This is a genomic window from Bradyrhizobium sp. Pa8 (assembly GCF_052588265.1).
Map to the genome: position 1 here is coordinate 6,355,065 of NZ_CP176767.1, position 17,552 is coordinate 6,372,616.

The 17,552-nt window shown below is 63.7% G+C and carries 17 protein-coding genes; 6 read left to right on the top strand and 11 right to left on the bottom strand.

All coding sequences use genetic code 11. The features are described from left to right. Positions 1-32: 32 nt before the first annotated feature. Together ACKWRH_RS30220 and ACKWRH_RS30225 are read right to left on the bottom strand one after the other, a co-directional pair. The gene (locus tag ACKWRH_RS30220) at positions 33-845 is read right to left on the bottom strand and encodes a tetratricopeptide repeat protein (protein WP_445216479.1); all 813 of its coding nucleotides are present in this window, start codon (positions 843-845) and stop codon (positions 33-35) included. Between the two features lie 105 nt (positions 846-950). Then, positions 951-1,643, bottom strand: a complete 693-nt coding sequence (locus tag ACKWRH_RS30225) for a FecR family protein (protein ID WP_445216480.1) — start codon at positions 1,641-1,643, stop codon at positions 951-953. A 368-nt stretch (positions 1,644-2,011) separates the two neighbouring features. On the opposite strand from ACKWRH_RS30225, the gene ACKWRH_RS30230 reads away from it, so the two are divergent. Further along, a complete protein-coding gene (locus ACKWRH_RS30230; protein WP_445216481.1) occupies positions 2,012-5,746 on the top strand; it encodes a VCBS domain-containing protein in 3,735 nt (1,244 codons plus the stop codon). A 22-nt stretch (positions 5,747-5,768) separates the two neighbouring features. Here ACKWRH_RS30230 and ACKWRH_RS30235 read toward each other — a convergent pair whose 3' ends face one another. From ACKWRH_RS30235 to fliL, 5 genes are all read right to left on the bottom strand, one after another. After that, positions 5,769-5,966 (bottom strand): hypothetical protein, encoded by a 198-nt coding sequence (locus ACKWRH_RS30235; RefSeq protein ID WP_445216482.1) that lies wholly within the window; start codon positions 5,964-5,966, stop codon positions 5,769-5,771. Positions 5,967-6,629: 663 nt separating this feature from the next. Beyond that, positions 6,630-7,391 carry a MotE family protein gene (locus ACKWRH_RS30240; RefSeq protein WP_445216483.1) on the bottom strand — a complete coding sequence of 254 codons (762 nt, stop codon included), beginning with the start codon at positions 7,389-7,391 and terminating at the stop codon, positions 6,630-6,632. Positions 7,392-7,400: 9 nt separating this feature from the next. After that, complete coding sequence (locus tag ACKWRH_RS30245) at positions 7,401-7,847, bottom strand: DUF6468 domain-containing protein (RefSeq protein ID WP_014494008.1); 447 nt, start codon at positions 7,845-7,847, stop codon at positions 7,401-7,403. Beyond that, complete coding sequence (gene fliM / locus ACKWRH_RS30250; RefSeq protein WP_014494007.1) at positions 7,844-9,046, bottom strand: flagellar motor switch protein FliM; 1,203 nt, start codon at positions 9,044-9,046, stop codon at positions 7,844-7,846. Before fliM ends, ACKWRH_RS30245 begins: the two co-directional genes overlap by 4 nt. Before the next feature lie 19 nt (positions 9,047-9,065). Continuing rightward, on the bottom strand, positions 9,066-9,566 hold the full coding sequence (fliL, locus tag ACKWRH_RS30255; RefSeq protein ID WP_212095498.1) for a flagellar basal body-associated protein FliL: 501 nt from the start codon (positions 9,564-9,566) through the stop codon (positions 9,066-9,068). A 381-nt stretch (positions 9,567-9,947) separates the two neighbouring features. On the opposite strand from fliL, the gene flgF reads away from it, so the two are divergent. From flgF to flgH, 4 genes are read left to right on the top strand one after another with little or no spacing between them, the layout of a single operon-like run. Continuing rightward, a complete protein-coding gene (flgF, locus tag ACKWRH_RS30260; RefSeq protein ID WP_445216484.1) occupies positions 9,948-10,709 on the top strand; it encodes a flagellar basal-body rod protein FlgF in 762 nt (253 codons plus the stop codon). A gap of 16 nt (positions 10,710-10,725) precedes the next feature. Further along, on the top strand, positions 10,726-11,514 hold the full coding sequence (flgG, locus tag ACKWRH_RS30265; protein WP_014494004.1) for a flagellar basal-body rod protein FlgG: 789 nt from the start codon (positions 10,726-10,728) through the stop codon (positions 11,512-11,514). A 10-nt stretch (positions 11,515-11,524) separates the two neighbouring features. Beyond that, positions 11,525-12,664, top strand: coding sequence for a flagellar basal body P-ring formation chaperone FlgA (gene flgA, locus ACKWRH_RS30270; RefSeq protein ID WP_445216485.1), 1,140 nt, complete (start codon positions 11,525-11,527; stop codon positions 12,662-12,664). Between the two features lie 3 nt (positions 12,665-12,667). Then, positions 12,668-13,432, top strand: coding sequence for a flagellar basal body L-ring protein FlgH (gene flgH, locus ACKWRH_RS30275; RefSeq protein ID WP_445216486.1), 765 nt, complete (start codon positions 12,668-12,670; stop codon positions 13,430-13,432). Positions 13,433-13,579: 147 nt separating this feature from the next. Here flgH and ACKWRH_RS30280 read toward each other — a convergent pair whose 3' ends face one another. Continuing rightward, positions 13,580-14,359, bottom strand: a complete 780-nt coding sequence (locus ACKWRH_RS30280; RefSeq protein ID WP_445216487.1) for a 2-keto-4-pentenoate hydratase — start codon at positions 14,357-14,359, stop codon at positions 13,580-13,582. Between the two features lie 97 nt (positions 14,360-14,456). Beyond that, on the bottom strand, positions 14,457-15,485 hold the full coding sequence (locus tag ACKWRH_RS30285) for an SDR family oxidoreductase (RefSeq protein WP_445216488.1): 1,029 nt from the start codon (positions 15,483-15,485) through the stop codon (positions 14,457-14,459). A 94-nt stretch (positions 15,486-15,579) separates the two neighbouring features. Between ACKWRH_RS30285 and ACKWRH_RS30290 the strand changes: the two genes are divergently transcribed. Further along, positions 15,580-15,978 (top strand): winged helix-turn-helix transcriptional regulator, encoded by a 399-nt coding sequence (locus ACKWRH_RS30290; protein ID WP_445222496.1) that lies wholly within the window; start codon positions 15,580-15,582, stop codon positions 15,976-15,978. Between the two features lie 298 nt (positions 15,979-16,276). Here the strand turns inward: ACKWRH_RS30290 and dksA are convergent, their stop codons facing one another. Beyond that, positions 16,277-16,642: an RNA polymerase-binding protein DksA gene (dksA, locus tag ACKWRH_RS30295; RefSeq protein ID WP_008554760.1), complete on the bottom strand. Its 366-nt coding sequence runs from the start codon at positions 16,640-16,642 to the stop codon at positions 16,277-16,279. Positions 16,643-16,855: 213 nt separating this feature from the next. Beyond that, complete coding sequence (locus tag ACKWRH_RS30300; RefSeq protein ID WP_445216489.1) at positions 16,856-17,467, bottom strand: NAD(P)-dependent oxidoreductase; 612 nt, start codon at positions 17,465-17,467, stop codon at positions 16,856-16,858. Positions 17,468-17,552 lie beyond the last annotated feature (85 nt).

Consider the following 17,552-nt stretch of genomic DNA (forward strand, 5'->3'; position numbering starts at 1 on the left):
ACCTCCGATTCGTTCCGCCTCACCGGGCCAACTCAGTCGTAATCGACGCCATAACGCGCGAACTCGTCGCCGATGTTCTTCTGAATTGTCCTAGCAGTCGAAATGTCAGATTTTCCGCCGATCGCATCGCCTTGCTTCAGCTTGGCAAGGCCGCGGCCAAACAGCGCGCTCGCCAGTTCCGGGGTGGCTCGCAGGGCAGAATTGTAGTCATCGATCGCCGCACCGAACTCACCCATCTTCAGGTGGATCAGCCCACGCGAGTCGTACACGGCAGCGCTGGTCGACCCCGATTGAAGCGCTCTGTCGCAATCCTCCAACGCTTCTCGCGAGGCACCCAGAACCGCCCGGGTCCAACATCGTCCGCTCCATGCCGCCCGCGAGGCGGGCTGGAGACGGATTGCCTCGTCGTAATCATGCGCCGCGCGCTGGTGGTCGTTTTTCTTCAGGTAGGCTCCGGCGCGGTTGACGAAGGCAGCGCCGTAGCCGGGATCGAGCTTGATCGCATCGTCAAAGGCTTCGATCGCGAGCTCATATTCGCGTCTCCTCAGGTGAGCCACGCCGCGGTTGTTGAAGGCCTTTGCGTATGTCGGATTGAGTGCGATCGACTGATCGAAATCGCTGATGGCGCTGTCGTAGTCGCCCTTTGCAGTGTAGGCGTTGCCGCGATTGTTGTACGCGATTGCCAGAGCTGCCGTCGAGCCTGGACGCGCCTGTATGAAAGTCGTGCAGGCACCGATCCGGGCATCGAGCGAGGTGGTACCCGTCCCGTTGCACAGTTCGATATTGCTGAGATAGCTGTCCTTCACCTTGGAGCTTTGGGCCACGACCGGCAAGCCGACCAACATCAGGACGACAAGCGCCAGTCCGCCTTCGGCAACGGAGGATCCTGGTTTCATGTCAGGCTCCCGATCTTCTGAGATCTGGCGATTGCACCGGCTGGGACCAATTCTCTAGCAGCCGCGGCAGATGTTCAGATTGAGCCTTCGCTCGGCCCTTTTCTCGGGTGGGCGTGTCCCCGCAGCGCCGGGCTTCTTCGCATATTTGTCCTTGCCCTCTTCGATCAGAGTGGAGAACTTGGTGGTCCCGTCGTCCGAGATTTCGACGTGAGGTGTGGTGCCTCGAATGCCCATCGTCGCGACCGGCGTTTCGATCTTCATGTCGCCGGTCTTCGCAACCTGGCCGGCAACAAAAACGAACGTACCCTTGGTCAGGTTGAAGACTGTCGAATTGGACTTTCCACCCGGCTCGTAGACGTATTCGTCCAATGTCATGCGGGCGTTGCTCGACAAGTTGAACGAAGTTCCATCCACGAAGTTGATGCCGACTCGACTGTCGGCACCGGTTCGAACCAAATCGCCCAAATAGACGAGATCACCGATCTTCGTCTGGATGGGTTCGCCCCCGACGTTTGCCTGGACAATGGCGGCGCCCGCATGCTCGATGATGACCGAGCCATCGGCTGTCACAACTTTCCCGATTGGCTTTGACGACGAGTCCAGCACAGCACGCCGCGGAGAATCGTCCTGCGCCTGAACCGGGCGGGGTGACGAGGCGGCCAGCGCAAGCACGAGACCTGCCACGAGAACAATCGTTGCACGAGTGCCCATGGCTTCCTCCTTTTCGAAGATATGATCCTCGAGCATCCGAACGGCTCCGACAGCGCCGGCGAAAGCCATCGGGGATAATGGCAGACCAGCCACCGCAAACCACGACAGCCAAAATGGTTATTGCGGGGTAATCCGAATGGCTGATCGCCGTGTCCAAAAGAGTCACTATCCGCGCCGGGCAATTTCAAACAGCCTTCGGCGCTGAAAGCGGTGCCGTCGGCGAAACGACAGCAATTCTGCCGTGATCGGCTCGGCGGAATTCTGGGAAACCACGTCTTTTAGCGGGCATGGCTGAGGTTGCCGGCACAAAATTGTTCCCGATCGCGTGACGCGGCAGGCCGGCCAAGATGCGGCGGCATAGGGCGACGCCTGAGGCCGACCGCTCGGGCAATCGAGGTTGAAAAATGGCCGTCACGTCCACTGGAGAGCACGGGGACGAGCGCGAAGCGGCTGCGGGCCTGCATCGCCGCGTGAAGACGGCGAAGAGCAATCCTCCTGATGTACCCGCTATTCAGTCTCATGAGCGAGCCTCTGCCGGCCGTTTCGGGATGCTGTCGCTCACGGCATTGCTCTTCTCGATGATCAAAGAGGTCAGGGCCGCAGACCCGAACGCAACGTTCCTGGACGACGATACGATTACATACAAGGACTTTGCACACGGCGCGTTCGAGCTCACGACCAAGGAATCAACCCCGCGGCACATCATCGTCGAGGACCCCGGCCAAACGGTCGTGCTGAGCAAGGTCGGCTCCGGGCTTACCGTGAACCAGCTCGACAACAGCCCCACGCGCATGGAGGAGCTGCGGGTGGCCCAGCAGGAGGCGCTCGAAAATTTATCGAAGGGATTTGGCAAGAACGGGTCCGGCACGCCTCCGTTCGTCGAATCTCTGCCGCTGGAGCCGATCAATTTCATAGCGCCCGCGGCGCCAAACGCACTGCCACCGTTGCAACCGATCATCGTCACGGTGCCCGACATCATCACGCCCGTGCGGACGCCGCCGATCTTGAATGCGCAGGCGGGCCCGCTTGAACTCGACACGGTCGTGTTCGACGTCTTCACCGCAACAACGGGAACGTTCAGCGCCAGCAGCTCCAGCTCCAACGCCGCACTGACTTTCGGCATCAGTGGAGGCGCTACGGGCGCTACCGCGCTGCAGGGAGCGATCTACGACGTATCGAAGACCAGCTCTTATGGCACGCTTTATCTGAACAGCACGACTGGCGCCTATGCCTTCGTTCCCGACAGTGGCGCGATCAATGCGCTGAAGGCGCCGACCACCGATAGCTTTGTGATCACCGTGTCCGACGGGTCGCTTTCGGCTGAACAGGCCTTCACGATCAACATCAACGGAGCCGACGACGCGGCGATCATCTCCGGCACGACGACCGGCGCGTCAATCGAACTCGGCGGCGTCGCCAATGCCGTATCCGCCCCAGCTGCCACAACCGGCAAGCTTACGGATGTCGACGTCGACGACCCCGCCAATACTTTCGCGGCCGTCAAGTCCCCGACGAAGAGTGCACACGGCTACGGCACGTTCACGATGACCGCCGATGGCGTCTGGAGCTACACGCTCGATCAATCCAACAGCGCGGTGCAGGCTCTCAACGTCGGCCAGACGCTGACCGACACCTTCACGGTGACCAGCATCGGTGGGACCCCGCAGTTGATTACCATCACGATCAACGGCTCCAACGATGCTGCCGTCATTTCCGGGACGACGACCGGCACCCTAACGGAAGCCGCGTATGGGAAGCCCGGGACCTCGACCGCGACCGCGACCGGCAAGCTTGCAGATGCGGATGTCGACAATACCCCCGACAGCTTCACGCCGGTGACCTCGCCAAGGGCGAGCGACCACGGTTACGGTTGTTTCCGGATGACGGCTGACGGCGTCTGGACCTACACACTCGATAACACCAATTGCGCCGTGCAGGCGCTGAACGCCTACGACACCCTAACCGACACCTTCACCGTGACGACCATCGACGGCACCGCGCAGGTGGTGACGATCACCATCCACGGCGCGAACGATCCGGCCATCATCCGCGGCTGCATCACTGGCTCGGTGACGGAGCCCGATTGCGGGGAACACGGCAAGCCGACGGCGAGCGGCAGACTGACTGACACCGACGTCGACAACGCACCCAATACGTTTACGCCGGTCTGTTCGGCGACACCGAGCGCGGGTGGCTACGGCACTTTCACGATGACCGCCGCCGGAGTATGGACCTACACGCTCGACACCGCCAACTGTGCCGTGCAGGCGCTGAACGTCTGCGACACCCTGACCGACACCTTCACCGTGACCACCATCGACGGCACCGCGCAGGTGGTGACGATCACCATCCACGGCACGAACGATCCGGCCATCATCCACGGCTGCATCACCGGCTCGGTGACCGAGCCCGATTGCAGGGAATACGGCAAGCCGACGGCGAGCGGCAGACTGACTGACACCGACGTCGACAATGCGCCGAACACATTCACGCCTGTCACTTGTGCGACACGGAGCGCGGGCGGCTACGGCACTTTCACGATGACCGCCGCCGGTGTGTGGATCTACACGCTCGACACCGCCAACTGTGCCGTGCAGGCGCTTCCTTCCTGCGAGACTTTGACCGACACCTTCACGGTCACGACCATCGATGGGACGGAACAGGCCATAGCCATCACAATCCACGGTGCCGACGATCACGACCATTTTGGCCACGCGGCAGCTCCCGATACCGCCTATCCGCCCCACGCCGCCGCGCTCCCCGAAGACAATACGGCTGCGGGAGCTTTTGCCGCCGGTCCGACGGTGGCTGCGAGCACTCATGACGCAAACACTGATGGCATCAGTGTCTCCGCCGAAAGTCCGGATCATGGCAAGATCGGCACAAACGGCGGTTGCGACACCTGTCACGACGGGCACGAACAGACCCTTCTTGCCGGCGGCTCCAGAGACGATCATTTCGTCTTTGCCTCGACGTCAAATTCCAGCGCAGCGCGCCCTGATATCATCTCTGGTTTCAAGGCAGACTCTGAGCGGAGCGACCTGATAGCGCTCGGCGCGCTCACCCTCTCCGTGCTGGCACTCGACCCCTCCAGCACGACGGTGCCCGCACATACGATCGCCTGGCTCTACGACAGCTCGGCGAACCAGACCATCGTTTACGTCAATCCGACGGATCAAAGCCTGACCATCGGCGATTCCAGTCTGGTGGAAATTCATCTCGACGGCTTCTCCACCGTCCAGACGTCGGATTTCATGCTCGCGCTGGAAACGTCCGGTCATGCGATGGCAACCGAGCCGGCTAATCTGGAACCGGGCGCGGACAACGGCGCGACCGATAACCCGACGACGGCGAGCAGTTTCTCATCAGGCGAAATCGTCCATGAGCGAGCCGCCCTGATCGACGGATACGGGCCCGGGCAAGCCGCGAAGGCGAGCGCGTGCAGGTTCGATGCCGATTGCGACCGGATCGCCCTCGTCAGGCACACCGAGTTCATTCAGCCCGACGATACGAACACGCGATCGGACGCGTCCACCAGCAAGAACGTGGTCTCCGCGGCAAGCCACGCGCCGCCCGTCAACCAGCTTCATCCCACAGCAGCCGCGGAGGATAGGTTCGTATTCGACAAGCCGACACCGTTCGACAGCGGCAAGGAGATCGCGCCCGCTCGGGAGAGCGTGGCCGCCAAGGACAGCGGCCCGGTCACACCGTCCACGGTCGACCCGAGCATCGATTCCGGCCCAGACTCCATCGAGACGTCACGCCACGAAAATCACTCGCGTCAGCATCATGGCGACCCGATAGCGGAGAACGGCCTTCCTCGAGGTGCTTCGGTTCCCCTCGGGGACTCTTTTCACTTCAAGCAGCACGGCTCTGACGGTTCGGGTGACATTGCGCCCGTGGCCTGGCACGCGGCGGTCGAACCCTACGCCACCACGGATGGCGCCTGGCATGGCCATCATTCAGAGCTCAGCGCAGGATTGGACGATCCTTCGGACCCGTCCGGTCATCACGAACATGCTGGCGGCGTCCACGGATCCAGGGCGGCGTCGATGCCTGAATCGTCCCCGCCGCATATTGATCCGGCTCACGGTGCGGGCTCAGGTCACGCCCACGTGCCGCACGATCTGATCGTGTGATGTCCTCAGGGCGATTGTATCTTCAGTGTTGTTTTTCCGTGCAATCCGACGCGACGGAGCCGTCCCGCTCGGGATACGCATCGTCAGTGTCGCCATCCTCTTCTTGCGGCGGCAATGCATGCTGATGGTCAAGCGCGGATGTCCAGGCCAACGTCATCGCCGCGATGAGCAGCCGATTGACGGCTTCGATTGCGCGTTCTGCTACGGACGAGTAATTCATGGCTTCCGCCCGCGCGGCTGATTGCCGATGGCGGGAGCCTAGGACGAACTCTCCAGCACCACTGTACTCCAGTTCACAGTTGCACGCGTCAACTCATCGCAGTCTCAGAGGATGCCGCTTGCTTCAGCTGCATCTGCAACGCGAGCCGACGAGCTTCGTGCGGCAAAGACGTCAAGCTCGCGGAGATCAGCCCACTCCCCGGCGCGTTTGATCTGCGTACTTGGTTGCCGAGCAGGCTCGCACAACCTCAGAGGTGTTGCGGTCCATCAACGACTCTGAATCAAATGTGATCATTGCGATGCGAATGCGATTGGTCAACTTTTTTGGGGGAGCAATCAATGAGCGGAGAAGCCAACTGTATTGTATGTAGCCAGGCAAGAACGGTCGTAGCCGTCTTTCCAATCGCGCGGGGCTATGCACTGAAGGTATACGAGTGCTCTTGCTGCCACAGCACCCTTCATCTCGTGACTCGCACGACGAAGGCTGCGCTGATCAGGCAGCACTGCGAGACCCTCCTTCCCGTCGAGAAGCCGCCGAGCGCGACGGGTCCCAGGGTTCAACAGCGGTTCGCGAACTAGACATGCAAGGCGTCTAGCCGCGTACAGGCCGAACGACCGCGCGATTGCGCTCAGGCTGCCGGAGCGCGCCGCGCCTCCGGAGCCCTCAATTCGGCTTTTGCGTCGGCTTGCCGTCGATCTTGGGGAGATCGCCGGCCGCGGCCGATTGATCGCCGCCGCCATTGGCCCGGCGGGCCATCTCGACCGTCAGCCGCTCGGCGGCCTCCGGCGACATCACGCCCATGATGTCCGACATCTTTCGCGGCGCGATCTGCGAGGCGATCTCGATCAGCACGCCCATCTCGAGCCGGTCGAACACCCGTGCGGCGTCCTTGGGCTTCATGCCCTCATACATGGTCACGAGGCCCTTCATGCGCTGGGCTTCGGCGGCCTTCTGCTCTGCCTGGGTCGCGGAGATGCGGGATTCCACCGCCTTCATCTCCTCCACCTTGTTTTCGATGCGCTTCTCGGCCGACTTGAGCAGGCTCTCGCGGATGTCGATCTCGCGCTGGCGGGACTCGATCTCCTGGCGGCGTGCCTGCAAGCGCTCCAGGATCGCGCGCTCGGAGGCCGAGACCTGCGGCTGGGCCTCGTCCATCTTGATCACGGTGCCCTCGGGTTTGGTCTCGGGCGCGGCGGGCTTCGGCGCCTCCTTCGGCGCGCCGTGGGTAGATCCCGTGATATCGGGGTCTTCCCGCCCCGTCGGAAAGTTCAGATTCTCCTGCGCCCAGGATTTCTTGATCTGGCTCGGCTGGTAGTCGAAGACATAGCCGCCATTGATCACGAGGCCCACGACCTTGAGCGTGGCTAGCCCTGCGACGGCGACGAGGACGACCGGAATGACGCGGATGTTACGAAAGGATTTCATACCCTGACTTTATGCCGCAAGGCCGTTGGATCGTCGGCGCTCGGAGAAGGCTTCGGCCGCAGCCGCCACCGCCTTCGCCGATGAGGGTTTGGCCGCGGGCACCGCGGCCGTTTCCGGGCTCGCCGCAGGGCGCGCGGCGATCGCGATCTTGGACAGGCGCCGCACCACGTTGTCGGCTTCGCCGAGCTGCTTGTAGAGCTGGTCCGACATCTGCGTCGCCGCCGCCAGCTGGCTGCCGAGGTTCTCGTTGACGTCGCGCACGGCGAGCTTCAGCCCGCCGATCGCGCGCTCGGCGATCTCGGTGGCGGTGATCAGCTCGCCGATGACCGCCTTCAGCGAATGCTCGTCCGCCTTCAGCCGCGTCAGCCGCTTGTTGAGCATGACACAGTAGACGATGGTCAGCATCAGCAGGATAGCCACCAGCGTCTCGATCGCCATTCCCAGGGAGTGGTTCATGGGGCCTCCATCATCTTGTTCTGCTCGTCCACCTTCTCGAACATCGCAAGTGTCGTACTTGGCTTGCGCAGGGGTTTCGTCACCCGTATCGCGACGCGGTCGCCGACCCGGCCCATCCGCCCCTCGGTCAGGGTGACGTCGCCGCAACGCACGGTCACGTTGGCATCCGCGCGCATGTCGAGCGGCAGGGTGTCGCCGACCTTGAGCCGCATCAGCTGCTTGAGCGGGATTTCGGCCTCGTAGAGCACGGCGTCGACCGCGATCTCGGCCTGGTTGATCTCGGTGGCGAAATGGCCCTCCCAGATCGTGTCGCGGCCGAATTTTTCGCCCATGAACATCTGGAGCAGGACGCCCCGGATCGGCTCGATGGTCGCGTAAGGCAGCAGCAGCTCGATGTTGCCGCCGCGATCTTCCATGTCGATGCGCAGGCGCACCAGAATCGCGGCGTTGGCAGGACGGCTGATCGCAGCGAAACGCGGATTGGTCTCGAGCCGGTCGATCGTGAAGGTGACCGGCGACAGCGGCCGGAACGCCTGCTCGGCGTCGGCCAGCACCACCTCAACCAGCCGCTTGACCAACTCGGTCTCGATCGTGGTGTAGGGCCGGCCCTCGATGCGGAGCTGGCTCGCGCCGCGGCGGCCGCCGAGCAGCACGTCGATCATCGAATAGATCAGGCTGGAATCGACCACCGCCATGCCGAAGTTTTCCCACTCCTCGGCCTTGAACACCGAGAGAACGGCCGGCAGCGGGATCGAGTTCATGTAGTCGCCGAAGCGCACCGAGGTGATGCGGTCGAGCGAGACTTCGACGTTGTCGGAGGTGAAATTGCGCAAGGAGGTCGTCAGCAGCCGCACCAGGCGGTCGAAGACGATTTCGAGCATCGGCAGACGCTCGTAGGAGACCATCGCTGAATCGATGATCGCGCGAATGCCGGAATGGTCGTCGAGCGTGACGTCGCCGACCGCGAAGCCGAGAAGATTGTCGATCTCCTCCTGCGACAGCACCCGCTCGCCGGAATTCTTGCCGGCGCCGAGATCGCGGCTGCCGTCCTCGACCATGGCCGCCCATTGCAGGGCCATGGTCTCGGATAGTTCGTTTTCGGCAGCAGCCTTCGCGGCCTCGGCGGGATCCTCGGAATCAAGCGAGGCCTCCCATTGGGCGGCAATTGCATCCTGGTCTGGTTGGTCGGTGCCCGCCATGATCCCTAGCCCGTCATGCTCACTGGATCACGACTTCCTTGAACAGCACCGCGCTGACCTGGATCGGGGCGACCGCCGCGTTGACGCGCTTGGTCAGCTCTTCCTTGAGGCGGAAGACGCCGGCGGACCCGTTGAGGTCGGAGGAGCGCAGCTCGCGCACATAGGTCTGGAAGATGTCGGTGACGCGCGGCATCGTCGGCTTGATCGCCTCGATCTGCTTCTCTTCCTTCAGCTCCAGCACGATCTTGAGCTTCAGGTATTGCACGCGCTCGCCGGGCGCGCCCGCGAGGTTGACCATGATGTCGGGCACGTCGACGAAGGCCGGCGGCTTCGGCGGCGGCGCCGCCTCGGCGTGATGCTCGTCGTCGCCATGACGGAAGAAGAAGAACCAGGTCGCGGCACCGCCGCCGAGGACGGCGAGCAGGCCGACGGCCATGATGATGAGCTTGAGCTTGTTCTTCGGCGGAGCGGCTTCCGCGCCTTCGGCGGCTGCGCCGCCTTCCGCTTCATTGTCTGCCATGGTCGATAGGCTCGCTCATCTCATAAGGGGTCGAAAGAGCGAAGCCTCCTGGCAGACAGTGACGCGATACAAATGCCCCAGCGCAGTGCGCTCCTCTTACACGCAAACGCTACGGTAATAATGGTTAACGGTTTCTTTCGATTGGGGCCTCACTAGGAAAAATCTGCCGGGCAAACATGGCTAACAGAACCTTTCTGCCGCCTCCCCGCGCCGCTCAAAAATCAGCAAAGCATTGAAATTACACCGCTTTCTGAGTTGGCACGGCTTTCGCTGAGAGAGGACCGAGGCCGGAGGGTTTGGGAGAACCTGGCGGTCTCGTTCACGGGTCGGCCAAGGCGCTTGGGAGAGCGAGGTGGCAGGCTCACTCAGGGGAGATTTCCGATGCAGAACGCGCTTCTGATCGGCTTGTCACGGCAGATGACGTTGGAACGGCAGATGGATGTCATCGCCAACAACGTCGCCAATGCCAACACCAACGGCTTCAAGGCCGACCATTCGCTGTTCGAGGAGTTTCTCAACTCGAACGCGCGTGAGGACAATTTCATCGCGTCCGACCGCCGGGTCTCCTATGTGCAGGACCGCGGCACCTTCCGCGACGTCGGCCAGGGGCCGATGGAGCCGACCAACAACCCGCTCGACATGGCGATCGACGGCAACGCGTTCTTCGCGGTGCAGGCCAATGGCGGCGAACGCTACACCCGCGACGGCAAATTCTCGCTCAACAGCACCGGTCAGCTTGTCACCTCCGACGGCAACCTCGTGCTTGGCACCGGCGGCCCGATCACCTTCCAGCCGACCGACCACGACATCAACGTCGCGCCGGACGGCACCGTCACGGTGCTCGAGGGCACCGCCAAGACCGACTCGATCCGCGGCAAGATCCGCATGGCTTCGTTCGACGATCCGGCGAAACTGACCAAGCTCGGCGCCAACCTCTACGACGTCGGCTCCGCGACCCCGCAGGCCGCCACCAAGTCGACCGTGCGCCAGGGCTACATCGAGAAGTCCAACGTGAACTCGGTCGGCGAGATGAGCCGCATGGTCGAAGTCATGCGCAGCTACACCGCCATCGCCAACCTGCTCCAGCAGCAGAGCGACCTCCACAAATCGGCGATCGAGAAGCTCGCCGACGTTCCGGCCTGATTAGGGGATCACTGACATGCAAGCGCTCCACACCGCTGCGACCGGAATGGCGGCCCAGGAACTCAACGTCCAGGTCATCTCCAACAACATCGCCAACCTGCGCACCACCGGTTTCAAGAAGCAGACGGCGGCGTTCCAGGACCTGATCTACGAGCACGTCCGCCGCGTCGGCGCGCAGGCCTCGGACCAGGGCACCATCGTGCCTGTCGGCGTCGACATCGGCGGCGGCGTCAAGACCGTCGGCACGCCGCGCAGCATGACGCAGGGCACGCTGTCGCAGACCGGCAACGACCTCGACCTCGCGATCTCGGGCGAAGGCTTCTTCAAGATCCTGATGCCCGACGGCACCTTCCAGTACACCCGCGACGGCACCTTCCAGATGGACAACCAGGGCCGCGTCGTCACCGCGCAGGGCAACCCGGTGCAGCCGACCATCACCATCCCGAACAACGCCTCCGGCCTCGCCGTCAACGAGCAGGGCCAGGTCTCGGTGACGCTGCCGGGTTCGTCGACGTCGGCCGTTCAGGGCCAGATCGGCGTGACCCGCTTCATCAACAAGGCGGGCCTCCAGCCCGTCGGCAACAATCAGTTCGTCGAGACGCCCTCTTCCGGCCCGCCGCAGGACGGCACCGCGAACTCCGAAGGCTACGGCAAGGTCACGCAGGGCAGCCTGGAGCAGGCCAATGTCGACGTTGTCTCGGAGATGAGCGACCTGATCGCCGCGCAGCGCGCCTACGAGATGAACGCCAAGGTCATCAGCGCCGCCGACCAGATGATGCAATCGACCACGGCGCTGTTCCGCTGAGGTGATGACGATGATCCGCACCACCCTCGCCGCGATCTCCGCTCTCCTGCTGCTGGCGCTGCCGGCGCAGGCCGCCGACGATGTCATCGCAGCACCGACGCTGCGCGCGAGCGTCACCGTGACCTCGGACGTGGTGCGGGTCGGCGATCTCATCGACAATGCCGGCTCGGCCGCGCTGATCCCGGTCTACCGCTCGCCCGATCTCGGCACCACCGGCGCGCTGCCGGTCGCGCATGTGCTGTCGGTGCTGCGCGCAAAGCAGGTGATCGGCGTGATGACCGGCGACATCAAGGAAGTCCAGGTCACCCGCCTCGCCCGCACGCTCGCCAACAAGGACCTCGAAACCGCGGTGGCCTCGGCGCTCGAGCGCCGCTTCGGCCTTGGCGATGCCGCCAACATCGCCGTCACGTTCGACCGCGGTGTCGCCGACATGCGGCTCGATGCCTCCAACACCGGCGCGCTCCAGCCGGTCGCAACCCGCTATGACGCCCGCAACGGCCGTTTCGACATCGCCTTCGAGATCAACAACGACAACAATCCGACGCCGACCAAGCTGCGCTTCACCGGCACCGCGATCGAGACGGTGGAAGTGGCCGTGCTGACGCGCGACATCGACCGCGCCGATCTCCTGAAGTCCTCCGACATCGCGCTGGAGCGCCGGCCCAAGGCCGAGGTCACCGGCGAGCCCGCCTCGCGCGATCGCACGCTCGGCATGCAGCTGCGCCGGCCGATGCGGGCGGGCATGCCGATCCGCGTTGCCGACATCGTCAAGCCCGACTTCGTGTCGCGCGACCAGAGCGTCACCGTCATCTACCAGGTCCCCGGGATCTACCTCACCACGCGCGGCAAGGCGCTCGAAAGCGGCGCCGAGGGCGACACCGTGAGCGTGCTCAATCTCCAGACCAAGCGCACGCTGGCAGGCATTGTCACCGGTCGCGGCCAGGTGACGATCCAGGGCGCGAGCCAGTCCGCGCCGATGGCACCTGCGGTCGAGCAGACCTCGTCGCTCAAGCGCGACGAAGCGCCCGCCCCCGTCGACACTGCAGCTTTGGTCCGGAACCTGGTCCAGGCCCCCGCGTCTCCGGCTCAGATCGCTCAGGCCCAGATTCCGCAAGTTCGCGTCCCGCAAGCTCCACCAAAGTCAGAGTAAGTCATGTCCAGGTTCAGTTCGGCTTCCCGTCTTCGTCGCGTCGCGATCTCTGGTCTGCTGCTGGCAGTTTCCGCGCTGGCGAGCGGCTGCTCCTCGATCGACCGCCTCTCGCAGATCGGCGAGCAACCGAAATTGTCGGCGATCGACAATCCGACGACGCAGCCCGGCTACAAGCCGGTGCAGATGCCGATGCCGAAGCCGGAAGTCGCCTCCTACAATCCGAACTCGTTGTGGCGCAACGGCAGCCGCGCCTTCTTCAAGGACCAGCGCGCGACCCATGTCGGCGACCTCCTGACCGTGACCGTGAACATCACCGACAAGGCCAACATCGCCAACGAGACCCAGCGCAGCCGAACCGCCAAGGAGGATTCGGGGATTACCGATTTCATCGGCAGCCAGACGGTCACGCAGCCGCTCAAGATCCTGCCCGGCCGCCTTCTCACCACCGACTCGACATCCTCCGCCGACGGCAAGGGCTCGGTCAATCGCACGGAGGCCTTGCAGACCAACGTCGCCGCGGTCGTGACCCAGGTACTGCCGAACGGCAACCTCGTCGTCGAAGGCAAGCAGGAGATCCGCGTCAACTACGAGATCCGCGAACTCATCGTCGCCGGCATCGTCCGCCCCGAAGACATCCAGAGCGACAACACCATCGATTCCAGCAAGATCGCACAGGCCCGCATCGCCTATGGCGGCCGCGGCCAGATCATGGACGTGCAGCAGCCGCGCTACGGCCAGCAAGTCATGGACGTGCTGTTGCCCTTCTAAGCCTCTCCCGAGCTCCCACATCGTGTTCGCGAACCTAGACGCGAACGACGATGTACTACGCGGCCCTCGCTAGCTCCCCTGGCGAGGGCCGCATGTACTTTGAAAAGGCGATTGGGACGACTGACGGCGGGGATTGCCGTAGCAGCCTCACGTAAACTCCGCCTCGACCGTCCCCAGCCCGTCGAGTTCCATCCGCACCTTGTCGCCGGCCTTCAGCCACAGCGTTTTCACCAGGCTCCCCGTCAGCACGAGTTGCCCCGCGTGCAGACCCTTGCCTTCGGCGGCGAGGTGGTTGGCGAGCCAGGCTAGGGCGTTGTGGGGATGGTCGAGCACGTCGGCGCCGGTGCCGTGGCTGACCTCTTCGCCGTTGACGATGGCGCGGCCCTTGACCGCCTTCAGGTCCGGCACCGACGAGCGCGGTACCGCCTCACCCAGCACGCAGCCGGCGGCGAAGAAATCGTCGGCGATCAACGTCGGCGCGCCCATCGAGTCCCACTTCACATAGCGATCGTCGACGATCTCGATCGCGGGATGATAGACGTCTACAGCCTCGCCGACCCATTCGGCCGTGAACGGCGCCTCGCCGGCGGCGAGGTCGCGCTTCAATCGCACCGCGATCTCGCACTCGACGCCGACACGGACATAGTCGGCAGCCGCGAGCTTGGCCCCGCTCTCGTACACGCCCTTCTGGAACACGCTGCCGCCGCAGGGATGCGGGATGCCGATATAGTCCTGCATCACCTGGCTGGTGCAGCCGATCTTGTAGCCGACCAGCGGCCCGACATGCGGCAGCAGCAGATCATGCAGCGCGCGCTGGACCTGATAGCCCTCGGCCTCGTCGGCGGGCGGATGGTCCAGCGCCGCGAGCGGCGCGCGGTTACGGCGCGCGAGCGCAATCGCCTTTGCGGCTTTGAGAATCTTGTCCATCGGCGCCGGCTCCCACGCTACGCAATTGAGGTCTGCACTTCAGCATCCCCGCCGGGGCGTGACAAGCGCGGGCCAAGGGACGGCGCACGGCGCGCCCTCAGCCCTTGACGAGGCCGAGCCGGATCAGGCTCTCGGCCGTCGCGAGGATCGCCTCGTCGTTGGAACGGGCCTGCCAGCCGAGCTGCGACCTCGCCTTGGCGCTGGTGGAATGCCGAACCCTTCCAAGCATCGGCACGACCGCGCGCAGCAACGGAATCCGGTTCGCGGCCAGCCGCACCAGCCAGTCCGGGGCCTGGAGCCGCGGAACCCGGCGCGCCCTGGGTCCGAGTTCCCGCCGCAGCACCCTGGCGATATCGAGGATCGACATCGTCTCACCGGAGACCGCGATGAAGCGCTCGCCTTTGGCTTCGGGCGCCGTCATCGCGCGCAGGTGCAAATCGGCCACGTCGCGCACGTCGACCACGCCGAAATAGACCCGCGGCACCGCCGGCATGGCGCCGTCGAGCAGCGATTTGACGATCTCGATCGAGCCGGAGAAGTCCGGCCCCAGCACGGGGCCAAAAATGCCGGCGGGATTGACGACGGACAATTCGAGCCCACCGCCCTCGCGCGCGATGAAATCCCAGGCCGCCCGCTCGGCTAGCGTCTTGGATTTGATGTAGGGCTGCACGTCGGCACCGTCGAGATTGGTCCAGTCGGTCTCGTCGAACGGCCTGTCGCGCGACGGATGGCCATAGCCGATCGCGCCCAGCGACGAGGTGACGACGACCCGTCTGACGCCGGCCTCGCGCGCGGCACGCAGCACCCGCAGCGTGCCGTCGCGCGCCGGGATGATCATCTCGTTCTCGTCCTTGGGAACACTGGTCGACAATGGCGAGGCGACATGGAGCACGTAATCGCAGCCGGCGACGGCCTCGTGCCAGCCGCCGTCCGCGGTGAGATCGGCAGTGAAAAAGGACACGCTTTCGGGCGATGCAGCTCCACCCTCGCGCAACATCGCCAGCACGTCGGCCTGCCGGTCCGGGCGGCGCACCGTGGTCCGCACCTGATGGCCGGCGGCCAGAAGTTGCAGGACGACATGGATGCCGACGAAGCCCGACCCGCCGGTGACCAGAACAGTGCTCATTGCCGAACTCCCCTCACTGCGCAGGCTGGGCGAATTGGTTCCGCCACCCTGCTCAAGGCCGCATCTGGTCACTATCTCCTGGGGAACAAGTAGAATGGATTTCGAGACCGGTATGGAAAACCTGACCAGCGTTTGCGACGGCGACTGCGATTGCAGCTCCGACCCTGCCCTGCTCGCCGACTTCAAGCGCGCCATCCATGCACTCGGCGGCAAGTGGAAGCTGGAGATCCTGCTCGCGCTGATGAACGGCGCCGTCCGTTTCGGCGCGTTGCGGCGATCGATCGGCGGCATCACCCAGCACATGCTGACCACGCAGCTGCGCGAGCTCGAGCAGGACGGATTGGTGTCGCGAACCGTCTTTGCGGAGAAACCCTTGAGGGTCGAATACGAGCTGACGGATGCGGCCTACGGCCTGTTGCCGGCGTTTAAGGAAATATTGAGCTGGTCCAGGCTTTATGGCGATGCGCGCCTTGTGGCGGCGCAGCAAGCCTGATTGCAGCCAAGCCTGATTGCAGCGATGTGTGAAGCTGCCGGATCGGTGCCTCAGCATTCGAGTCGATCTCGTTGATGCGACTCGCAAAACCTCGCGCACCTGAAGTGAAGGCTGTTTCGCATCCGAACTTACGTGAGCTCGGAGGAAGTGACTCTAGCCCATTGATCGTGATTCACTTTTCGCGATTGCGCCTGCGCGCTGACGCACGCCGCGGCCAGCGGCGGACAAAACGCCGATCACGGCGCGAAGCAGCGCCTTGCGTCCAAAAACAAAGAGCCGCATCGCTGCGGCTCGGACTCTATTCGTCGCGGTAGACCTTCTCGCGTTTCTCGTGGCGCTCCTGCGCTTCCACCGAGAGCGTTGCGATGGGCCGGGCTTCGAGCCGCTTCAGAGAGATCGGCTCGCCGGTGTCCTCGCAATAGCCGTAAGTGTTGTCCTCGATACGCTGGAGCGCGGCGTCGATCTTGGCGATCAACTTGCGCTGGCGGTCGCGGGCGCGGAGTTCGATGGCGCGGTCGGTTTCGGACGATGCCCGATCGGCGAGATCGGGGTGGTTCACGTTCTCCTCCTGCAGAGCCTGCAGCGTGAGCTTGGACTCTTTGAGGATCTCATCCTTCCAGGCGAGGAGCTTCAAACGGAAGTACTCCTTCTGCCGGTCGTTCATGAAAGGCTCTTTTTCGGTCGGTCGGTAGTTTTTCAACTTTTCCAAGGGCGGCCTATCTGTCTAAGCAACGACTCGCAACGGAAACGGGTCCGTTAAGCCGGGCTTATATAGTGGCCTCATGTGACAGACAATATTTCCCTGATCGTTCGGTTAGCGCCCCCAAGCCCTTGCACAGGAAGGTTTATCCTGGAGAGCCCGGGGGCGGCCGAAGGCCTAGTAACCGACCGTGAAACGCTGCCTTAGATGGGCCGGCCGCTCGATCTCGTCGGCGAGCGCAATGGCGTAGTCGGCGAAGCTGATCCAGCTTTTTCCGGTCGCATCTGCGAGAAGCTGATCGGTCCCGAGCCGGAACTTGCCGGTTCGCTCGCCCTCGATAAAGAGGGCCGACGGCGAGATGAAGGTCCAGTTCAGGTCCTTTTCCTGTCGCAGCAGCTCAAGGAAAGCCCCGCCCGCCTCCGCTTCGGCCTTGTATTGGGCGGGAAAACCGGGGGTTGTAACCAGTTTGACGCCGGGAGCGACTTCCAGGCTGCCGGCGCCGCCGACAACGAGGTAGCGACCGACACCGGACGCCTTCGCCGCGCCGATCAGCTTCAGCGGGTCGCTGGCCAGGAAGTGCACGGAACTCACGGCGACGTCATGCCCGGCCCACAGCCTGGCAAGGCCAGCCTGGTCGAGCACGTCGCCCTTGGTGGACGCGACGTTCGGCAGGGTCGCGATCTTCTCGGGGTTCCGGGCGATCGCCGTGACCGCATGGCCGCGGCGCGACAGTTCCTTGGTGATCTCCGACCCGGCCCGGCCCGAGGCACCGGCGACTGCGATTTTCATGGAAGGCTCCTTTGCTTCTTTTGGTAACTAACAGTTACTAGATATCGCAAAGGATGCTGGTGTTAAGAGAGCACTTTGTGCTTAC

Bases quoted from the DNA above. Each gene is read 5' to 3' on its own strand.
- ACKWRH_RS30220 (WP_445216479.1), bottom strand. From the start codon at position 845: ATGTTGGTCGGCTTGCCGGTCGTGGCCCAAAGCTCCAAGGTGAAGGAC.
- ACKWRH_RS30225 (WP_445216480.1), bottom strand. From the start codon at position 1,643: ATGCTCGAGGATCATATCTTCGAAAAGGAGGAAGCCATGGGCACTCGT.
- ACKWRH_RS30230 (WP_445216481.1), top strand. From the start codon at position 2,012: ATGGCCGTCACGTCCACTGGAGAGCACGGGGACGAGCGCGAAGCGGCT.
- ACKWRH_RS30235 (WP_445216482.1), bottom strand. From the start codon at position 5,966: ATGAATTACTCGTCCGTAGCAGAACGCGCAATCGAAGCCGTCAATCGG.
- ACKWRH_RS30240 (WP_445216483.1), bottom strand. From the start codon at position 7,391: ATGAAATCCTTTCGTAACATCCGCGTCATTCCGGTCGTCCTCGTCGCC.
- ACKWRH_RS30245 (WP_014494008.1), bottom strand. From the start codon at position 7,847: ATGAACCACTCCCTGGGAATGGCGATCGAGACGCTGGTGGCTATCCTG.
- fliM (WP_014494007.1), bottom strand. From the start codon at position 9,046: ATGGCGGGCACCGACCAACCAGACCAGGATGCAATTGCCGCCCAATGG.
- fliL (WP_212095498.1), bottom strand. From the start codon at position 9,566: ATGGCAGACAATGAAGCGGAAGGCGGCGCAGCCGCCGAAGGCGCGGAA.
- flgF (WP_445216484.1), top strand. From the start codon at position 9,948: ATGCAGAACGCGCTTCTGATCGGCTTGTCACGGCAGATGACGTTGGAA.
- flgG (WP_014494004.1), top strand. From the start codon at position 10,726: ATGCAAGCGCTCCACACCGCTGCGACCGGAATGGCGGCCCAGGAACTC.
- flgA (WP_445216485.1), top strand. From the start codon at position 11,525: ATGATCCGCACCACCCTCGCCGCGATCTCCGCTCTCCTGCTGCTGGCG.
- flgH (WP_445216486.1), top strand. From the start codon at position 12,668: ATGTCCAGGTTCAGTTCGGCTTCCCGTCTTCGTCGCGTCGCGATCTCT.
- ACKWRH_RS30280 (WP_445216487.1), bottom strand. From the start codon at position 14,359: ATGGACAAGATTCTCAAAGCCGCAAAGGCGATTGCGCTCGCGCGCCGT.
- ACKWRH_RS30285 (WP_445216488.1), bottom strand. From the start codon at position 15,485: ATGAGCACTGTTCTGGTCACCGGCGGGTCGGGCTTCGTCGGCATCCAT.
- ACKWRH_RS30290 (WP_445222496.1), top strand. From the start codon at position 15,580: ATGGATTTCGAGACCGGTATGGAAAACCTGACCAGCGTTTGCGACGGC.
- dksA (WP_008554760.1), bottom strand. From the start codon at position 16,642: ATGAACGACCGGCAGAAGGAGTACTTCCGTTTGAAGCTCCTCGCCTGG.
- ACKWRH_RS30300 (WP_445216489.1), bottom strand. From the start codon at position 17,467: ATGAAAATCGCAGTCGCCGGTGCCTCGGGCCGGGCCGGGTCGGAGATC.